Below are 17,972 nucleotides of genomic sequence, written 5' to 3'. Positions count from 1 at the left end.
CTCCTACTGTGGTAATGGAAAAGTGATTACTTGATTACGGCCATGCTGCTTTGCGTAATAAAGTGCTTTGTCGGCGCACTCAGTAAAAATTTGAGGGTTGCTAACATCATCAGCAATGCTGGTGTATACACCAGCGCTAATAGTAAATTGAATATCATTATTGGCAACCGTTACTGTACTTACTGAGATATCAGCTCGTATTTTTTCAGCTATGTCTTGTGCGCCTTCACTAGGGGTATTAGGTAATAGCACAACAAATTCTTCACCGCCATAACGGGCAACTTCATCGAGTGGTCGTTTTAAATGGTCTTTTATAAGGTCAGACACTGCTTTAATAACTTGATCGCCAATGATATGGCCGTACGTGTCGTTGATATTTTTAAATCGATCTATATCAAGCATAACAATGCTAAGCGGCGTTTGTTCTCGACGAGAGCGACGAAGCTCCATTACCAGTTTTTTATCAAAAAAGCGTCTGTTTTTTATTCCAGTCAATGCGTCTTCAGTATTTAGTAACTCAAGTGAGCGGTTTTTTTCTTCAAGCTCTCTAAGCGTCACTTGTAATTCAAAGGTGCGCTCGTCCACCTGAGATTCAAGTTCTTGGCGAGTTTTTTCTTGTAATTTTAAGCGCTCTTTAAGTAGTGTATCTTGTGCTGTGTTTTCAGCAATCAAGGTTTGTTGGGCAATCACTTCTTCATCGCGTTGTAAAATAAATAACTTCATTACGCTGTAGCATAAGCAAAAAGTGCAACCAAAAAAGCATGCAAATACAAATGCGAGCGTACTTCTGTCAAAGGCGTATAGGCCCATTACTGCAACAGTAAAATAAAGCATTACCACCAAGAAAAAAACCAATACAAGTAATAGTGCTTTGTTTGGTTTAGAAGGCGCTAAACGCACGCACATAAACGTAGTTACAATATAAAAGCCTAAAACGATTGGAGTAGTGATTAAACAAAATAATGAAACTATGTTGTTTGGAAGTAGCCAAATAAATAATAACGAAATGGCTAAAGCGTTAACTACAACTTTTTGAATAGTTAGCAGAAGTGAGGGCCTTGGATGGCAAACTTGCTTCTGCAAAGGCAAAAACATTAAAGTGATAAGCATAAGTAATATAGGGATCATAACTTGCTGTAATGCAGGCAAATTAGGATGAACGTACCTTAAGCCAAAACCACAAAGGTAGGCTAATACACTGCCTAATGTGAGAGATATAACTCCAGCATAAACAAAATAACCTTTACGTGAAAAACCATATAAAACTATGCAACTCACACCCAAAGAAAATATAAAACCAATCAATAAGCCATAGAGTAAATTGAGTTTTCCTTTGTGTGCCAAATAAGCTTCTGGTTGCCACAATGTTAAAGGGACTCGCAAGCCTGAGCTATTCGCCACTTTCATTATAATAAGCGTTTCGCTATTTGCAGGGCTGAGCAGTTTAACTAATAAAGATTCACTTTTAATTGTGCGCTTATATAAGGGGTAGGCATCACCAATTTGAGTATAAGAAAGTAATTGCGAGTTATGTAATTGATATACTTGAACGTCGTTTAGCAAAGGATTGTTTAGTGACAATATTTGCTCAGTATTATAACTAAGTGTGTTTTTTATTTTAAATTTTATCCATACAGGGCGCTGCTCTAGTCCTAAATTAAGGGGTTTTCCTGTGTTTTTTTGCCACTGTATATGGCTGCTTTGTTGTGCACTTAATAGCGACGTTGGTTCAAAAGAGTAATACAGGTTATTAATGTTTTGAGAGTTAAAATCGTGTTTTATTATTACTGGGTTTGCGAAACAGCAAAAAGTGCAAAGGAATGCTAATAGGCTTAAAAGTGCCTTTGCATAGGCCATTAACGATCTTCTAAACCAAAAACACGGTGAAAGTTTTCTGTAGTTTTACGGGCCACAACTTCTTCATCTATTTGATAAAGTTGTGCAACCGTTTGACAGATATAAGGAAGCAGGGCAGGTTCATTTTTACGTGATTTAGGTTTTGGTTTAACTGTTCGTGGAATTAAAAATGGTGCATCAGTTTCTATTAATAATCGATCTAGAGGAATGCTAGGCACTAGCTGTTGTAACTCTTTTCCACGCCTTTCATCACATACCCAACCCGTTATACCAATATATAGACCTAAATCTAAATATTGCTTTAGAGCTGCTGAGTTACCCGTAAAGCAGTGGAGTACACCGCGAATATTAAACTCTTTTAATATACCTAACATGTCGTCACTTGCATCACGTTCATGCAAGTAAACAGGTAAATCTAATTTTTCAGCAAGTGCTAATTGGCGCCTAAAAACACTGCGCTGTACATCGCGAGGCGAAAAGTCGCGGTTATAATCAAGGCCACATTCACCAATAGCGATAACATGCTTACTATTTGCAAGTACAGTTAGTTGTGCTTCTAGTTCATTAGTGGCTGATTTTGCATCATGCGGGTGGATACCCGCCGTAGAATATTGAAGATGCTTTGTTGCAAGTTCAAGTGATTGCTGACTGCTTGCAATATCACAACCAATAATAAGCATATTTGTAACACCCGCTTCATTGGCACGGGTAATTACATCGTGATGCTGCTCATCAAATTGATGATTAGTTAAGTTAACTCCAGCATCAATTAACGTATATGACATTATTTAGTACGTTTAACGCGAATAGAGCGGTTTTCACCGTCAATTTTAAGTAAAAATGAGTTAAAAACACCACGGCTAATTACAATCGTATCGTTCTTTTTCAAACGCATGCTGTCAGAGCCAATTTGACGCCATTGTTGACCGTTATCTAACGAAATAATTAACTCGCCGTAAGCAGCTTCTTCAACTGAAGCAACCATCGCTTTAATTTCAGCGTCTTTTTCTGTCTGTGATTTTTTGTACTCTAACCCAAATTCATCAGCTGTTGTTTTTACTTCTGTTGGTGTTGTGGCTACTGCCTGAGGTACATTATTAGCTGTTGGTGGTGTGAGCGTTTTTGTTACTGATGGCTTAACCAGTGACTTACCCGCGATGGTATTATCGTAACAAAGTAAGCGGTTAAAATCGTTTTCAATAAAGCTACATGCTTGTAACGCTTGAGTATTAAACTCTGTTTGCGCAGCAAAAGTTGGTGCGCTTAATAAAACCAATAGTGAGAGTAGTTGTTTTTTCATTTTATTCCTCAGATTCTTTTTGTGGTTTAGCGGTATAAAACTTTGCTAAAATTAGACCTAGTTCAAACAGAAGAAGCATCGGAAATGCTAGCAATGTTTGTGATAATACATCAGGCGGTGTTAAAAACATCGCGACTACAAAAACACCCACGACGATATAAGGGCGCTTTTCTTTTAAGCTTTTTGTTGTTGTTGCGCCACTCCAGCATAGCAACATAATAGCCACTGGAATTTCGAAAGCGACGCCAAATGCAAAAAACAACTTTAATACAAATCCTAGATAACTACTTATGTCAGGTGCAAGGGTCATCATTTCGGGACCGGTACTTGTAAAAAATCCTAAAATAATTGGCAGGACTACAAAGTAGCAAAAGGCTATACCGCCATAAAATAATATTATACTTGAGGCGAGAATAGGCATGAGCATTTTCTTTTCGTGCTGATATAAACCAGGCGCTATAAACCCCCAAACTTGATGCAATATCCATGGAATCGACGCAAATAAAGCGACAAATAAAGTAAGTTTGAAAGGTGCAAAAAAGGGAGCTGTTACATCGGTTGCAATCATGGTTGCCGTACTTGGCAAATGCGAGACTAACGGCTGTGCAACAAAAGCATAAATATCATTTGCAAAATATACTATGGCAATAAAAATAACAAAAATGCTTAGTAGTGCTTTTATTAGCCGATCACGCAACTCAATTAAATGAGCTACAAACCCTGATTTTACTTCCTCAGCCATTATTTTTTATACCATGTAGTAAGTTGACCACAAAGTGAGAAATAAATTTCACTTTTTCTCATCAAGTTGTTGGTTATTTGATGTATCAGATTGTTGTTTCTTGTAGCTGTGAGTAACTGATTCAGCCGCTTTTTGTAGCTCTGTTAGTGAGCTTTGTAACTCAGGGCTTAAATCTTTTAATTCTTGCTGTTCTGCTTTTTTAAGGTTTTCGTGCAGCTCATGAATGCGAAGCTCTTCACTTACTTCGGCTTTTACTGAGTTGGCAAGTGATTTAGCGGTTTTAACCCATTTACTCACTGTTCTAATCGCAACAGGTAAGCGCTCAGGGCCGAGCACCACTAAACCAACAATAAAAATAACAACAAGTTCCCACATGCCCATACTAATTAAACCTTATTGTTATCTTTGTTTTTTTCAGTATCGGTTGAGTTGTCAGCAGTGTTTTTTTCTGATTGTTGAATTTGCTCGGATTTCTCTTTCTCGCTCATTTGATCATCCGACATTGCTTTTTTGAAGCCCTTTACAGCGCCCCCAATATCGCCACCCATACCGCGTAGTTTTTTTGTGCCAAAAAGTAAAACTATGATCGCTAAAACAATTAATAATTGCCAAATACTAATACCACCAAAACCCATGGTTTTCTCCAATATATAAAACGGTTAAATGTTTATTTTAAATACTAATTATACGCTCACTAGCGCAAATAGCACCCAGTTTATGCGCTGCGCCATGCCGCTATAAAGCTAATAGCCGATAAGCTTATTGCAAGACTTGCAGCTATTAAATCGTGCTGTAAATAACAAAGTGTTGCCATAATCATTGTAGCACTACCAAATAAACTCAATATTAAAGGTTTGTGAGAGACCTTTTGTTCTTGAGGTTGAATGTGTGGTGCACGCTTTAAATTTTGATAAATTAGATCCGGTAACTCAGGCATTTTTTCAGCCCAAAATGGCAAGTTAGCATACATTTGCTTCAGTACTGATAGCGGTCCAACTTGTTGCTTTACCCAGTCTTCTAAAAAGGGCTTAGCTGTTTTCCATAAGTCGAGTTGCGGGTAAAGCTGACGCCCTAATCCTTCAACGTATAATAAAGTTTTTTGTAGTAGTACTAATTGCGGCTGTACCTGCATGTTAAAACGACGTGCAGTATTAAATAGATTTACGAGTACGTGTCCAAATGAAATTTCGGCCAAAGGTTTATTAAATATAGGCTCGCAAACTGTGCGAATCGCAAATTCAAATTCTTCAATGCTAGTATCTGGTGGTACCCAACCAGAATCAACGTGTAGCTGTGCAACTTGGCGATAATCACGATTAAAAAAGGCGATAAAGTTTTCAGCTAAATAGCGTTTATCTTCTTTGCTTAACGTACCAACAATACCGCAATCAATACCAATATACATTGGGTTTTCAGGGTGCTCTCGAGAGACGAAAATATTACCCGGATGCATGTCGGCATGAAAAAAACTGTCTCTAAACACCTGCGTAAAAAATACTTCTACGCCACGCTCAGCAAGTAATTTCATATTAGTGTTTTGCGCCATAAGTGCATCGGTATCAGAGACGGGTATGCCGTAAATACGCTCCATCACCAGCACATTGCTACGGCTGTAATCACTGTAAACTGCAGGGATATATAATGAATCAGAGCCTTCAAAATTGCGTTTTAGTTGAATGCCGTTGGCACCTTCTCGCATTAAGTCGAGCTCGTCTAGGAGTGTTTTTTTATATTCTTTAACTACTTCAACCGGGCGCAGGCGTTTTGATTCGTTATGTACTTTTGCAAGTACCTTTGCGAGCTTTTCCATTAGCGCTAAATCGGCATTAATTTGCTCATAAATATTGGGTCTAATAACCTTAATTACGACATCTTGCTCAATACTCTGCTCATCAATAAGTTTTGCTGTATGTACTTGCGCTATAGATGCAGAGGCCAGTGGAGTTTGTGAAAACTTACTAAATAATTCACTTATATCGTTAATTTCGAGCGCTTTTTCTATTATTTTTTGTGCAAGTTCGCCTTCAAATGGTTGAACTTGATCTTGTAAAAACGCAAGCTCTAAAGCGATATCATGAGGGAGTAAATCACGACGAGTAGAGAGCATTTGACCAAATTTGATCCAAACAGGACCAAGCTCTTGCAATGCTAAACGTAAACGTAGCCCTGCCGGTTTTTCTTTGTGCTGATTACGCAGCCAAAATAAACTGCCACGGGCTACTTTACCAAACCAAGGTACTTTATGCTTTGGAATTAGCTCGTCTAGTCCATAGCTAAGTAATGTTTTGGTGATGTTATACAAACGTGCAGTCGACACAAAAAATCCTTAGCGGGTGTTTGAAGGTAAAAAAGAATTTAAGAGGGCGTTAATGCGTTGCTCAACGGCAGCGACTTGTCCTTTGAGTTCTCTATTTTTTTGTTTAAATTGCTCAAGTTCTAATGGATGAATAGTAATTGCGAGCTCATCTTGGCATAAACTTGTAAGCATGGTACTTATTTTAGTATCGGTTTTGCTGCTCTTTTGTTTTAGTTCTTTTAAGTGCAGGTATAACTGCTGAGCGGGGGCATCGCCAATGTATTTAGAAAGTTGTTCAGGCCAATCAATATCAATACCTGAAAATGCATTGCTATAAGTTTGCGCAATATTTAAATCGCCTTGTAAGTCGAGCTTATCTTGGCGAATTAATTGGGTAAGCATTGCAGGGTTTTTGAGCGCTAAAAGTGTCTCTATATCTGCGCTGATCATACAATCTGCATTTTCATTGCTTTGAGCGCTGTATAAGTGTAATTGATCAGCACTATAAACGAGTTGGATGCTTTGTTGCCAATCTCTTATTTCAACTACTAAGCGCTTATGTTTAACGGCGTTTAGCTTTTGAGATAATTGTGGGTCAAGGCTAAGCGCTTGATTTAGTACACGCTCAATAAGCGAAAGTACAAAATTAGGTAACATAAAAAACTCAGATGACATTGCACCATTATTGTTTTTTGTTATTTTTTCAAGCGCCATAACTGCTAGCCTTAATATTTAAAACCACGATGCAGTGCAACAATTCCGCCTGTGAGGTTTTGGTATGTTGTTTGTTCAAAGCCCGCATCTTCCATCATCGCTTTTAATGTGTCTTGATCTGGATGCATACGAATAGACTCAGCTAAATACTTGTACGATTCACTGTCGTTAGCAACTAGCTTACCCATTGTTGGCAATAAATTAAATGAGTAAAAATCGTAAGCTTTACTAAGTACGTCATGCTCTGGTTTTGAAAACTCTAAAACAAGTAATCTGCCACCTGGCTTTAAAATACGGTACATAGAGCGTAATGCTTTGTCTTTATCGGTAACGTTACGTAAGCCAAAGGCAATAGTGATCACATCAAAGCTATTATCTGGAAATGGCAGCATTTCTGCATTCATTTGTACGTAGTCAATATTGCCTACTAAGCCAAGATTATGTAGTTTTTCACGACCAACCTTAAGCATAGATGAATTTATATCGCCCAAAACAACTTGACCTGTTTCACCGACTAGTTGACTAAATTTTGCCGTTAAGTCGCCAGTGCCACCGGCTAAATCGAGTACATGATGGCCTTTACGAACACCTGAGCTTGCAATAGTTTGACGTTTCCATAAACGATGCACACCAAAAGACATTAAATCATTCATTACATCGTATTTTGCAGCTACTGAGTGAAATACATCAGCAACCATAGAAGCTTTGTCGCCCTCGGCTACTGTTTTATAACCAAAATGCGTGGTCTTTTGTTCGGTTTCGTTCATGACTAATCTCTATCGTGACAATAGAGGTTAGTGTACTTTATTGTACGCAGTAGGTGCAATTTGAATATGATTTATCAGGTAATTTATTGCCCTGCAGTGTAGCTACTTTGCCCTAATGACCGCGCTTTAAAAGCCGCATGAGACGCTTTTTTAGCTAACTGATTAAAATCATCTTCTTGTAGATGTTGAGCAATTCCTAGAGATAAGCCAATACTAGGTAACTTAATCCCTGTTTTTGAACTAACAAAGCGAAGCTTTTCGACTCCATTTCGGACTTTTTCAGCTATAACATTGGCTGTTTCTGGGTCTATATCGGCGAGTAAAACAGTAAATTGATCTTTAGCTGTGCGGCCAGGCAAGCCACTTTGAAAAACATATTTTTGCACTTGTTTAGCTACTTTATTCAAAATAACTTCACCAATTATATCACCGTAATTTTCAGTAAAGTGATCAAGGTTATCTATTTGAATCGCAATGGCGCAAATAGACTTTTTTTGATTAGTCCATACTTGAGTTTGTTGCGTTAAATAATGGCGTTTATAAAGCCCTGTTTGGCTATCAATAATATGTTGTTTACGAAGTTGATTTAGCTGCTTTTTTGTTTTTTCGTGTAGTTGTTTGGCTTTACTTAGTTCTTGCTTAAATTGCTTGTGTTGATTTAGTAATTCGGCGGTTTGATTATGAAGTACTTCAAGCGCTTGACGGCTTTGTTCTATGTTGTTCTCATCTAGTGAATGTACGCATTCGCTCACCTGACCCGCAAAGCGAATTATCTGTTTTTCAGTAGCTTGAGAGTTTTGAGAAAGTGAACTTATAACACCATCAACATTTTGAATCATGTTGACTTGCTCTGTGTGACCGGTATTTAAAAATTCAGCATGGAGCTGTTCAATTAAAACACTGTCTATATTATCTTCAACCGCAATAGCGCGGTCTAAGGCTTTATTCAGCTCAAGGTTAGTTTGGCTAGTATAGGTATAAACAACTTGATAATTGAGCGGCGTAGGAGAAAGTGCATAGCGCTCTAAAAACACACACACTTTAGTCATCTTCTCTTGTGCAATAGCCATGGAATCATGGAACATCATTTTAAATACCAACTAAGTACGCATAAGTACAAATTTTAAAATATCTCATTCCATGAGGCGGTTATGCGTCCGAGCTTTTTATTATTTTTTTATACAGTAATCATTATCCGCGCTATTTAAAAGCAAAAACGATAGTTAGGGAACTTAAATTTTACTTTAGCAGCCCAATCGCTGTTTTTCTCATCAATTCGGCTGGTTTTTACTTCTGTTAACGTATGTAGCATTATTTCAATATGCTAGTTTGTCTCATTTACTTGCTATTTCTTTAGCCTACGATAGTTTTATGCAATCTATTGCATCATCAAGTTAAATAATAATGAATCTTTTTTTACCAAAAACGCTTCGCCAAACGCTTCTTGGCATAACTGCTTTATGTTCGTTAAGTGCATGTCAAATAACCACACCCAACGCGAATGAGCAGTTTACTCAAGTGGCACAATCTATTGTTCAATATAGAGAAAGTATAAACCCTTATAGCAGTTCAAAAGGGGTTGATGGTTATTTACTTGCCAATTTATCGCCAGAATTTCTAGCAGAGCAGTACAAAAGTAATACTCAATTATTAGCAGACTTAGATGCCGTAGATGCAACTAAGCTTAGTGACGAAAATCAAATTAACTTAAGTATTATTCGTGCCCAAGTGCAAAATAGCGTAGACGAATATGTGTTTAATGCGCATTACATGCCGCTTACATCTGAGTATGGTTTTCACTCCGGTCTGTCGTACATCGTTAACAGTTCTCAATATAAAAAAGAGCAAGATTTAGAGACATACCTTGCACGTTTAGCACAAATCCCCCGCTTTTTTGAGCAAAATATATATTGGATGAAAAAAGGGCTCGAAACAGGTCTCACCCAACCAAAAGCAGTTTTAGAAGGATACGAAGACTCCATAAGTACTTATATAGTTGATGATGTAACTCAATCAGAATTTTATAAACCGTTTTTAGCTAACACTGCCAGTTTAAGTGAGAGTGACTTTTATGCACTTCAACAGCGAGCTAAAGTTGTTTTAAAAAATAAAGTAATACCAGCATATAAAAGCTACTTAACGTTTTTTACTGAGCAATACCAACCGGGCGCCCGCACAAGTATTGGTATTTCAGAAACCCCTAATGGCAAAGCTTTTTATAAAAACCGTGCTAAGCATTACACCACTACCGACATGACACCAAAAGAGATCCACGAGCTAGGCTTAAAAGAAGTTGCTCGCATTCGAGGTGAAATGGAAGCTGTAATAAAGGAAGTTGGTTTTAAAGGCTCATTTGCTGAGTTTATTCACTTTTTACGTACCGACCCACAGTTTTACGCAACAACACCTGAGCAACTTTTGAAAGAAGCATCTTACATTGCTAAAAAAATGGATGCACAGCTGCCTAAGTTATTTCATACCTTACCGCGCAAACCTTATGGCGTGGCACCGGTGCCCGCAAGTATTGCCCCTAAATACACAACAGGTCGGTATTCTGGCTCTAATCGAGATGATGAAGCTGGATACTACTGGGTAAATACTTACGCTTTAGATAAGCGCCCTTTGTATGTTTTAGAAGCATTAACGTTGCACGAAGCAGTGCCAGGTCATCATTTACAAATATCACTTAATGCAGAGCTTGAAAATTTGCCGAGATATCGTCGTGATGCTTACCTTTCGGCATTTGGCGAAGGTTGGGGGCTTTACTCTGAATATTTAGGTTTAGAGGCAGGCTTTTATCAAGACCCATATAGCCGTTTTGGTCGCTTAACTTATGAAATGTGGCGAGCAGCACGCTTGGTTGTTGATACAGGGATGCACATGTATGGCTGGAGCCACGAGCGAGCTATGAACTTTATGAGCGAGAACACCGCGCTTTCGCTGCATAATGTTAAAACAGAAACTGACCGTTATATATCTTGGCCAGCTCAGGCACTGTCATACAAAATAGGTGAGCTTACTATTAAGCGTTTACGCATTGAAGCAGAGCAAGCGCTAGGAAAAAGCTTTGATATTCGTGAATTCCATCATCAAATATTACGCCATGGTTCAGTGCCTTTATCGGTACTTGAAACACAAGTGCGTTTATATATAAAAGCAGAGTTAGCTAAACAACAGAATTAGATATAAGGCAGTTAAAGCCTTGAACAAATAAAAGTGTTATGTCACTTTGGTGGTATAGCACTTTTTTATTTTAAAAACAGTCATCAAGGGGCCTTGGGTGAGTAATTTTATAATGTTTAGTATTGATGTATTTGCAAGTATGTTTATTGTTGTTTTAGGGTTGTTGGTTTTAATCGTTGTCGTTTTTTATATTCGAGATGTAACACAAACCAAGCATGCTATTAGGCGTAACTACCCAGTAATTGGCCGCTTTCGATATTTTTTTGAACGCCAAGGTGAATTTTTCAGACAATACTTTTTTGCCCTCGATCGAGAAGAAATGCCATTTAACCGCGCTGAGCGCAGTTGGGTTTACCGCGCAGCAAAAGATGTCGATCGCACCGCTGCATTTGGTTCAACACAAAGCTTAGAAGTGACGGGTACGGTTATGTTTATGAACTGTGCTTTTCCTACTTTAGATGAAGAAGCACTCGACCCGAGTAATGTTACTTTAGGTCCGTATTGTAAAACACCTTACACCACTAATTCGTTATTTAATGTGTCGGGCATGAGCTTTGGTGCGCTTTCAAAGCCTGCTGTGCGCGCTTTATCAAAAGGTGCTAAATTAGCGGGTTGCTGGATGAACACAGGTGAAGGGGGCTTAAGCCCTTACCACCTTGAAGGTGGCGCCGATTTGGTATTTCAAATTGGTACAGCTAAATATGGTGCCCGAGACGAGCATGGAAACTTAAGCACCGAAAAACTTAAAGAAATAGCAGCTCACGAACAAGTCAAAATGTTCGAGCTAAAAATGAGCCAAGGTGCAAAACCAGGTAAAGGCGGTATGTTACCAGGGCGCAAAGTTAACGCCGAAATAGCTAAAATTAGGGGTATTCCAGAAGGGCAAGATTCGATTAGCCCAAATGGACACCCTGAAATTAAAAACCCAGCTGATATTCTCGATATGATTGCCACTGTACGTAATGCCACAGGAAAACCAACAGGCTTTAAAGCCGTTATTGGTGATTACACCTGGTTAGAAACGTTATTTGCAGAAATAAATCATCGTGGCATTGAGTCGGCACCCGATTTTATAACAATTGATAGTGCTGATGGTGGTACGGGGGCTGCACCGCAGCCGCTTATGGATTCGGTGGGTTTACCTCTTCGCGAAAGCTTGCCACTTGTAGTTAATATGCTTGAAAAGCACGGGCTTAGAGATCGCGTGAAAATTATTGCTTCGGGTAAATTAATCGTTCCTTCAAAGGTTGCATGGGCATTAGCGCTCGGTGCTGATTTTGTTGTATCGGCTCGTGGTCATATGTTTGCACTGGGCTGTATTCAGGCAATGCAATGTAATAAAGATACCTGTCCAACCGGGATCACTACACATAACGAGCGTTTGCAACGCGGCTTAAATGTAGCTGATAAAGCGCAACGAGTAGCTAACTATAATAAATATATTCATTACGGAGCCGGTTTAATTGCTCACTCATGCGGTGTAACAAGTGCACGTGAGTTGGCTCGTAAGCATGTACGTATAGTGCAAGAAAGTGGGCTTTCAGAGCCGCTTGATAAAATTTATGAAAACTACAAGTAAGTTTTAACTAACTAGAAGGCGCTTATAGCGCCTTTTTTAATGCTTGTTAGTTTAATTGGCTTATTAATAAACTAAAAAATGCTTCTTTGTTGTTGCATGTTTGTGCATTTAAAATAAGTTGCTCGCCTAGTGCTAATGTTTGTTTTTGCACTGTAAGGCGCGCATTGTCATCACTAATACTATCTATATCGCTTACGTGCGCAAGCCCTATAGTACGCCTAATTAACTCAGCACCACAGTAACCAACAGCATCTTGCAATACGTTTTTCATAAAGTATTGCGCATAGCCTACTGGCGCTAATGATTCATCTAATGTTTTAGTGCGTATTAATTCAAGCCATTGCTGCTCAAATAAACTATAGGTGTCTACGATACAGCTAAGTAAATGTGTTTGGTAATTGCGACGTGCTACAAAGTCTTCAATATGACCTGCTTGCGCGCAGTAATTCAATAGTAAATTACCAATAAAAGAGCCAATATCGAACCCAATAGGCCCAAAAAAGCCAAACTCCGGGTCAATCATCTTTGTATGATTACAATCAACAAAAATGCTACCGCTGTGCATATCACCATGAAGTAATGTTTGCGGGTTAGATAAAAAATTAGCTTTTAGTTTTGCTATTTCTAACTTCAATGCGTTGTTTTTTTGTATTGCGTCAACTTCGTTTTGTAGTTGCTTTGGGTAGTTATTGCGTTCGTGCTCAATGTACGGATCGCTAAAAAATAAGTCTTCAGTGATTTGGCAAAGCTCAGGATTAGTAAATTGGCTAACGAGTGCTTTTTTAGTTTGCGCGGTTAAGTAAAAATCTGAATTATAAAAGCCGGTGTGGCTTAAGTAGGTCGCTACGTGCTGCGCTAATTTAGGGAATTGCTCTGCATTATTTTGTGCAGTACGCAATATTTGTAAATTACCTAAATCTTCTAAAATAGTCAGCGCTTGCATTTCACTATAATGTAAAACATTAGCAGTATAAGTAGGGCAAATAGCACCATGGTTAAGTAAAACTTGTGCTTCTATACGGGCTCTATCAAGCGTTAATGGCCACGACTCACCCACGCAACGCGCGTAAGGCAGAGCTTGCTTTAAAATAACACTATTGTTTTGCTCATCAGTAATTCTAAATATTAAATTAAGATTGCCATCACCAAACTCATATGCCGATAAGGTTTGTCCGGAATCAAAAAAATTACATTGTTTAGATTCAATTAATGTCGATACATAATCGATAGCGCGCTGTGCATTAAAAGCAACATAGTTAGTCATGGTTTAAATCTCAAAAATCAGCTTTTAAGCATTCTATACTTTTAAATGTTTAGATGTCTACAAGTCTAGCTTGAGAGTTATTCAAAGTGGTGTAAAATAACGTTACGCATTTTTAATACCTTAAGCATTATGCAAAATTTAATCGCAAGCAGTGTAAAATACGAAAACGGGTCGCTTAGTGTGCTCGACCAATATTTACTACCTCACCAGCAGGTATGGCATCAATGCCATGATGTAGAAACCATGAAAGAGCTGATCATTAACTTAAAAGTGCGTGGAGCTCCACTTATTGGTTTAGGCGCGAGCTTGTTAGTGGCGTATTTAGCTGAGCAAGGGGTAGTGAAAAGTGAGCTTGAAAAAGCAATCAATGAACTAGAAGCCACTCGTCCAACGGCGGTTAATTTAATGCATTGTATGGCGGCATTGCGAAAAGCTTTAACGCAAAGCGATTATGTTGCCGGTATTGTTAGTACTGCTGAGCGGTTGTTTATTGAAGATATTGAGCTGTGTGAACGAATGGCAAATCGCGGTGCCAAGCTTATAAATAGTGGCGACAACATATTAACTCATTGTAATACAGGGGCGCTTGCAACCGCTGGTATTGGTACTGCACTGGGTGTTATTTACAAAGCGCAGCAAAAACATGGCAACGTACATGTGTGGGTTGATGAAACACGACCATTATTACAAGGCGGTCGCTTAACTGCCTTTGAGCTTGAGCGCTGGGAAATACCTTACACATTAATTTGCGATAATATGGCAGCAAGTTTAATGGCTGCAGGTAAGGTAGATAAAATAGTAGTGGGGGCTGATCGTATTGCCGCCAATGGTGATTTTGCTAATAAAGTGGGTACTTATAATTTAGCCGTACTAGCGCATTTTCATAACATTCCATTTTATGTAGTTGCGCCTATTACCACGCTTGATACCAACACCGCGTGTGGTGATGATATAGAAATAGAGCAACGAAATCCTCAAGAAGTGCGCGGAGTTAGCGGTAGCTTTGGCGAGGCTTTATGGGCGCCCACTAATGCTAATGTATATAACCCTGCATTTGATATAACGCCGGCAAAGCTGGTTACAGGGTGGGTGTTAGATACTGGTGTGTATAACCAGCAACAAGTATTAATGGGTAAACTTAAAGAGCTAACTTAATAATATGCGACTGAATTCTGAAAGAAACTCAGAGGTACTATTTAGGTAGTTGGGGTAGGCTTTTTCTATAGATTTCAAGTCGCTCCCTGCTACCAGAAGCACGTTATTGTGAGTTTGTTTTTCTTGTTCGGCGTAATGTGTTAGAGCTTCTTGCTTTTTATTCTCTGCATATAAAAAGACTCGACCCATTTGTGTTTCTGTGTTGTGAACGAGTAAAGCAAAGCCTGTATCTTTCGATTTATTTTTAATTTCGTCAACTTGGAATGCGCGATTAAATGCATCAAGCTTATGAAATGCGGCTAGCTTTTTATTTAGTGCCGAAAGCTCATCAACAAAGGCCTGCGATTGTTGTGAACTTAATTGATTTGAACCATCTTTGACTGCAAGAAACTCACCCATGATAAAAAATAATCGCTTCCAATCTGTGTCGGCTGCTTGGGGATTAGTTTTTAGTGTTTCTTTTTCAATAATATCTACAATTTCAACAGTAGTAGCCCAAAGGTGCTGAAGCCTAGTGCGCAACTGAACTTCAATTTGAAAGCCTTTATAATCGTGAGATTCTAAATTGTTATAACTTTTATAAACACGATGAATACCTCTGTAGCCCGTCGCTTTTGGGTTTTCAATATAATCATATGACTTAACGCTATGAACAGCTCTACTCGAGTCTAAACTGGCGTTGAGTTGATATAGATGCTCTAGATTATCTAAGATTACTCGGCAGCCACCTATATCGTGCATTCGCTTTAGATTTATTGCGTTTTCACTTTTACCATCCAACGAGGCTCTTTGTAACTTATCTATAATAGTTGGCAAGCGCTTTAAGCGTCTAACTATGGTCGCCGATTCTAGCAAATGAAGTTTTTTTACATGTTTCCATACGAGGTTTTTAATAATAGTCAGCGGATATAAATGTGCTGCACGATAGTTCTGTACAACCTCTATTGCAAAGTCAAAATCACCTTCATTTTTACGAAAAATACGACCAGCCTTTTCAACTTGCTTACGTGAGTAGGCTAGTTGTTGTTTAGACTTTTGATATTGTTCGTTCACCATTAGAAAGTTACTCTTTATCAGCTGCATTGCTAAAATAATATTACAGAGTTAAGTGATTGAAGTCATCCTGCAAATAGCATAAATACGCTTATAGAAAATATAGTTTAGGCATGCGTGCACTGAGCTTTATTAATCGAGCAAGGGAAATTGCTCTGCAATAGACGAGTCAGTGCTTTTTGCTACCCAGCCCTCTGTATTGTTAAATAAGCGAATGGCAGTAAACTCAGGGTCACTTCCCATATCAAACCAATGCGGGGTAAGTTCAGGCACTGAAATTAAATCGCCTTGTTGGCAAAGTACCTGGTAAACCTTATTGCCTAAATGCAGGCAAAATAGCCCTTGGCCTTTTACAAAAAAACGCACTTCGTCTTCACTATGAGTATGTTCAAATAAAAACTTTTTGCGCAGCTCTGATGCGCCAAGATTACCTTTAGCTAGAGATATAACGTCTACTGTTTGATAGCCATTTTCGGTTTTTAACCGATCTATATCGTTTTTGTACGCACTAATAATTTGCTCGTGGGTGGTGTGCTCATTAATATCTGCATTTGCTTGCCACTGTTCAAAACGTACGTTTACTTTAGCTAGTTGTTTTGCAATATCATCAGCATTTGATGTGCTTACAAGTGCTTTGCTTGCATCGTTGTCAGCATATATTGTTAATTGGCTCATACTAATTGCTCCAATTTAAATTGGCTAAAGTCATTAATATAAGGGTGAGCTTTAGTGCTTGCTTGCCCATCACGAATTAAATGTAGTGTTTTTAAGCCTGCAGCTTGCGCGGCATCAAGCTCGCCGGCTACATCACTTAAAAAGAGTATTTCTGCTGCTTTAAACGGTAACAGCTCCACAATGGTGTTATAGGCCATTTGCTCTTGTTTTGCGCCAACTTTGGTGTCAAAAAAGTCAGTAAACAAGCTGCGAATGTCACCATAATCACTGTATTTAAAAAGTAGCTGCTGCGCTTTTACTGACCCTGACGAGTACACATATAAAGCTATATCGTTGTTGTACTGAGCTTGTAAAAAATCAAATGCATCTGGGTATAAATGACCTTTAAAATCACCGTGTTCATACCCTGTTTGCCAAATTAAGCCTTGTAATTGCTTAAGTGGAGTGATTTTTTTATCTTCATCAATCCAGGTAAGTAAAGTGCTAATGACTTCTTCAATATCGGCGTTTGGCTTTTCGATAAGCGCTTTTACGGCACTAATTTGCTCAGCTACATCTGGCTTATTAGCATTGGCACGTACAAAGGTAGGTAACTGTTTTGCTGCGTAAGGAAACAACACCTCTTTAACAAACGAGATACGGGTTATTGTGCCTTCGATGTCGGTTAAAATGGCTTTAATCATTTAGTTACTCCCGCTTGAATACCTATTATTTTTAAGCGCTCTAGTTCGCAGCTAAATAAAAACTCTAAGGCTTCTAGGTGGCGACGAACTTCATCAATATTACGTCCTACTGCATATAAACCATGGCCACGTATCAGTACGCCATGCTCTATCGGCGTATGTAAGTGATGGTCACTGACCAGCAGGCTTAATCGGTCAATATCTTGATCGTTATCGAAAATAGGAATGCTCAGCGTTTCTAAATGCGAAGTAAAGCCGCTCAGTGCCTTTTGCATTTCATAGCCTGTTAAATCAAGCTGATGCCCTTGGGTAATTTGCGACAGTACGGTAGCGGCTACAGAGTGAGTATGCAAAACACAATGTGCATCAGGTATAAGCTGATACAAACTTAGGTGTAATTGTGTTTCTGCCGATGGTTTTACAGCTCCTGCTAGGCGCTCGCCTTGGTGATCTAATTGCAAAAAATGCTCTTGCGTCAGTGAGCCTTTATCGTGCCCACTTGCTGTAACAACAAAGCCAGTGCTAGTACGAGCTGAAAAGTTTCCGCCTGTTGCGGGTACCCAGCCTTTTTGGCTAACCCATTTTCCGGCTTCAATAAGTTGTGAAATAGCGGTATTGTTTTGCATACATTCCTCACTAATGAGCGTAAAGTTAATTATTTTTAGACGGCTATACTTCTGTTTTAAGCAATGATAGCATCGCTT

18 protein-coding genes are annotated in these 17,972 nt (G+C 38.8%); 3 read left to right on the top strand and 15 right to left on the bottom strand.

The window, feature by feature from the left end; translation table 11 throughout:
* Positions 1–3: 3 nt before the first annotated feature.
* The 10 genes from QT16_RS13280 to QT16_RS13235 all read right to left on the bottom strand — a co-directional run bounded on the left by QT16_RS13280 (position 4) and on the right by QT16_RS13235 (position 8,746).
* Entirely contained in the window at positions 4–1,857 is a 1,854-nt protein-coding gene (locus QT16_RS13280) for a sensor domain-containing diguanylate cyclase (RefSeq protein WP_039488680.1), read from the bottom strand.
* A complete protein-coding gene (locus tag QT16_RS13275; protein WP_039488679.1) occupies positions 1,857–2,642 on the bottom strand; it encodes a TatD family hydrolase in 786 nt (261 codons plus the stop codon). The genes QT16_RS13280 and QT16_RS13275 overlap by 1 nt, the downstream gene beginning before the upstream one ends.
* Complete coding sequence (locus QT16_RS13270) at positions 2,642–3,157, bottom strand: hypothetical protein (protein WP_004334960.1); 516 nt, start codon at positions 3,155–3,157, stop codon at positions 2,642–2,644. The genes QT16_RS13275 and QT16_RS13270 overlap by 1 nt, the downstream gene beginning before the upstream one ends.
* Position 3,158: 1 nt before the next feature.
* Complete coding sequence (gene tatC / locus QT16_RS13265; RefSeq protein ID WP_004334958.1) at positions 3,159–3,899, bottom strand: twin-arginine translocase subunit TatC; 741 nt, start codon at positions 3,897–3,899, stop codon at positions 3,159–3,161.
* Positions 3,900–3,947: 48 nt separating this feature from the next.
* Entirely contained in the window at positions 3,948–4,280 is a 333-nt protein-coding gene (gene tatB, locus QT16_RS13260; protein WP_024597077.1) for a Sec-independent protein translocase protein TatB, read from the bottom strand.
* A gap of 5 nt (positions 4,281–4,285) precedes the next feature.
* A complete protein-coding gene (gene tatA / locus QT16_RS13255) occupies positions 4,286–4,534 on the bottom strand; it encodes a Sec-independent protein translocase subunit TatA (RefSeq protein WP_004334954.1) in 249 nt (82 codons plus the stop codon).
* 80 nt (positions 4,535–4,614) lie between these two features.
* On the bottom strand, positions 4,615–6,216 hold the full coding sequence (gene ubiB, locus QT16_RS13250; RefSeq protein WP_039488677.1) for a ubiquinone biosynthesis regulatory protein kinase UbiB: 1,602 nt from the start codon (positions 6,214–6,216) through the stop codon (positions 4,615–4,617).
* A 9-nt stretch (positions 6,217–6,225) separates the two neighbouring features.
* Positions 6,226–6,909: a ubiquinone biosynthesis accessory factor UbiJ gene (locus QT16_RS13245; protein ID WP_039488676.1), complete on the bottom strand. Its 684-nt coding sequence runs from the start codon at positions 6,907–6,909 to the stop codon at positions 6,226–6,228.
* A gap of 11 nt (positions 6,910–6,920) precedes the next feature.
* Entirely contained in the window at positions 6,921–7,676 is a 756-nt protein-coding gene (gene ubiE / locus QT16_RS13240; RefSeq protein WP_024597074.1) for a bifunctional demethylmenaquinone methyltransferase/2-methoxy-6-polyprenyl-1,4-benzoquinol methylase UbiE, read from the bottom strand.
* A gap of 83 nt (positions 7,677–7,759) precedes the next feature.
* Positions 7,760–8,746, bottom strand: a complete 987-nt coding sequence (locus QT16_RS13235) for a GGDEF domain-containing protein (RefSeq protein ID WP_004334947.1) — start codon at positions 8,744–8,746, stop codon at positions 7,760–7,762.
* 334 nt (positions 8,747–9,080) lie between these two features.
* On the opposite strand from QT16_RS13235, the gene QT16_RS13230 reads away from it, so the two are divergent.
* Together QT16_RS13230 and QT16_RS13225 are read left to right on the top strand one after the other, a co-directional pair.
* Positions 9,081–10,859, top strand: coding sequence for a DUF885 domain-containing protein (locus tag QT16_RS13230; protein ID WP_039488674.1), 1,779 nt, complete (start codon positions 9,081–9,083; stop codon positions 10,857–10,859).
* Positions 10,860–10,971: 112 nt separating this feature from the next.
* Complete coding sequence (locus QT16_RS13225; RefSeq protein WP_200886972.1) at positions 10,972–12,438, top strand: FMN-binding glutamate synthase family protein; 1,467 nt, start codon at positions 10,972–10,974, stop codon at positions 12,436–12,438.
* Positions 12,439–12,484: 46 nt separating this feature from the next.
* Here the strand turns inward: QT16_RS13225 and mtnK are convergent, their stop codons facing one another.
* Positions 12,485–13,702 (bottom strand): S-methyl-5-thioribose kinase, encoded by a 1,218-nt coding sequence (gene mtnK / locus QT16_RS13220; protein ID WP_039488672.1) that lies wholly within the window; start codon positions 13,700–13,702, stop codon positions 12,485–12,487.
* A 129-nt stretch (positions 13,703–13,831) separates the two neighbouring features.
* Between mtnK and mtnA the strand changes: the two genes are divergently transcribed.
* Positions 13,832–14,857, top strand: a complete 1,026-nt coding sequence (gene mtnA / locus QT16_RS13215) for an S-methyl-5-thioribose-1-phosphate isomerase (RefSeq protein ID WP_039488670.1) — start codon at positions 13,832–13,834, stop codon at positions 14,855–14,857.
* Here the strand turns inward: mtnA and QT16_RS13210 are convergent.
* From QT16_RS13210 to QT16_RS13195, 4 genes are all read right to left on the bottom strand, one after another.
* Positions 14,849–15,913, bottom strand: coding sequence for a RelA/SpoT domain-containing protein (locus tag QT16_RS13210; protein ID WP_007579871.1), 1,065 nt, complete (start codon positions 15,911–15,913; stop codon positions 14,849–14,851). The two genes, mtnA and QT16_RS13210, sit on opposite strands and share 9 nt — an antisense overlap.
* Before the next feature lie 129 nt (positions 15,914–16,042).
* Complete coding sequence (locus QT16_RS13205; protein WP_039488669.1) at positions 16,043–16,585, bottom strand: 1,2-dihydroxy-3-keto-5-methylthiopentene dioxygenase; 543 nt, start codon at positions 16,583–16,585, stop codon at positions 16,043–16,045.
* Entirely contained in the window at positions 16,582–17,268 is a 687-nt protein-coding gene (mtnC, locus tag QT16_RS13200) for an acireductone synthase (protein WP_004334938.1), read from the bottom strand. Before mtnC ends, QT16_RS13205 begins: the two co-directional genes overlap by 4 nt.
* Positions 17,265–17,894, bottom strand: coding sequence for a methylthioribulose 1-phosphate dehydratase (locus QT16_RS13195; RefSeq protein WP_039488667.1), 630 nt, complete (start codon positions 17,892–17,894; stop codon positions 17,265–17,267). The genes mtnC and QT16_RS13195 overlap by 4 nt, the downstream gene beginning before the upstream one ends.
* Positions 17,895–17,972: the final 78 nt, after the last annotated feature.

It is taken from the genome of Pseudoalteromonas distincta (assembly GCF_000814675.1).
GTDB lineage: Bacteria > Pseudomonadota > Gammaproteobacteria > Enterobacterales > Alteromonadaceae > Pseudoalteromonas > Pseudoalteromonas distincta.
This window is presented reverse-complemented; position numbering and strand designations above follow the sequence as displayed.

Bases quoted from the DNA above. Each gene is read 5' to 3' on its own strand.
- QT16_RS13245 (WP_039488676.1), bottom strand. From the start codon at position 6,909: ATGGCGCTTGAAAAAATAACAAAAAACAATAATGGTGCAATGTCATCT.
- QT16_RS13275 (WP_039488679.1), bottom strand. From the start codon at position 2,642: ATGTCATATACGTTAATTGATGCTGGAGTTAACTTAACTAATCATCAA.
- mtnK (WP_039488672.1), bottom strand. From the start codon at position 13,702: ATGACTAACTATGTTGCTTTTAATGCACAGCGCGCTATCGATTATGTA.
- ubiE (WP_024597074.1), bottom strand. From the start codon at position 7,676: ATGAACGAAACCGAACAAAAGACCACGCATTTTGGTTATAAAACAGTA.
- mtnA (WP_039488670.1), top strand. From the start codon at position 13,832: ATGCAAAATTTAATCGCAAGCAGTGTAAAATACGAAAACGGGTCGCTT.
- tatC (WP_004334958.1), bottom strand. From the start codon at position 3,899: ATGGCTGAGGAAGTAAAATCAGGGTTTGTAGCTCATTTAATTGAGTTG.
- QT16_RS13270 (WP_004334960.1), bottom strand. From the start codon at position 3,157: ATGAAAAAACAACTACTCTCACTATTGGTTTTATTAAGCGCACCAACT.
- QT16_RS13195 (WP_039488667.1), bottom strand. From the start codon at position 17,894: ATGCAAAACAATACCGCTATTTCACAACTTATTGAAGCCGGAAAATGG.
- QT16_RS13280 (WP_039488680.1), bottom strand. From the start codon at position 1,857: ATGGCCTATGCAAAGGCACTTTTAAGCCTATTAGCATTCCTTTGCACT.
- QT16_RS13235 (WP_004334947.1), bottom strand. From the start codon at position 8,746: ATGGCTATTGCACAAGAGAAGATGACTAAAGTGTGTGTGTTTTTAGAG.
- tatA (WP_004334954.1), bottom strand. From the start codon at position 4,534: ATGGGTTTTGGTGGTATTAGTATTTGGCAATTATTAATTGTTTTAGCG.
- tatB (WP_024597077.1), bottom strand. From the start codon at position 4,280: ATGGGCATGTGGGAACTTGTTGTTATTTTTATTGTTGGTTTAGTGGTG.
- QT16_RS13210 (WP_007579871.1), bottom strand. From the start codon at position 15,913: ATGGTGAACGAACAATATCAAAAGTCTAAACAACAACTAGCCTACTCA.
- mtnC (WP_004334938.1), bottom strand. From the start codon at position 17,268: ATGATTAAAGCCATTTTAACCGACATCGAAGGCACAATAACCCGTATC.
- QT16_RS13205 (WP_039488669.1), bottom strand. From the start codon at position 16,585: ATGAGCCAATTAACAATATATGCTGACAACGATGCAAGCAAAGCACTT.
- QT16_RS13230 (WP_039488674.1), top strand. From the start codon at position 9,081: ATGAATCTTTTTTTACCAAAAACGCTTCGCCAAACGCTTCTTGGCATA.
- QT16_RS13225 (WP_200886972.1), top strand. From the start codon at position 10,972: ATGTTTAGTATTGATGTATTTGCAAGTATGTTTATTGTTGTTTTAGGG.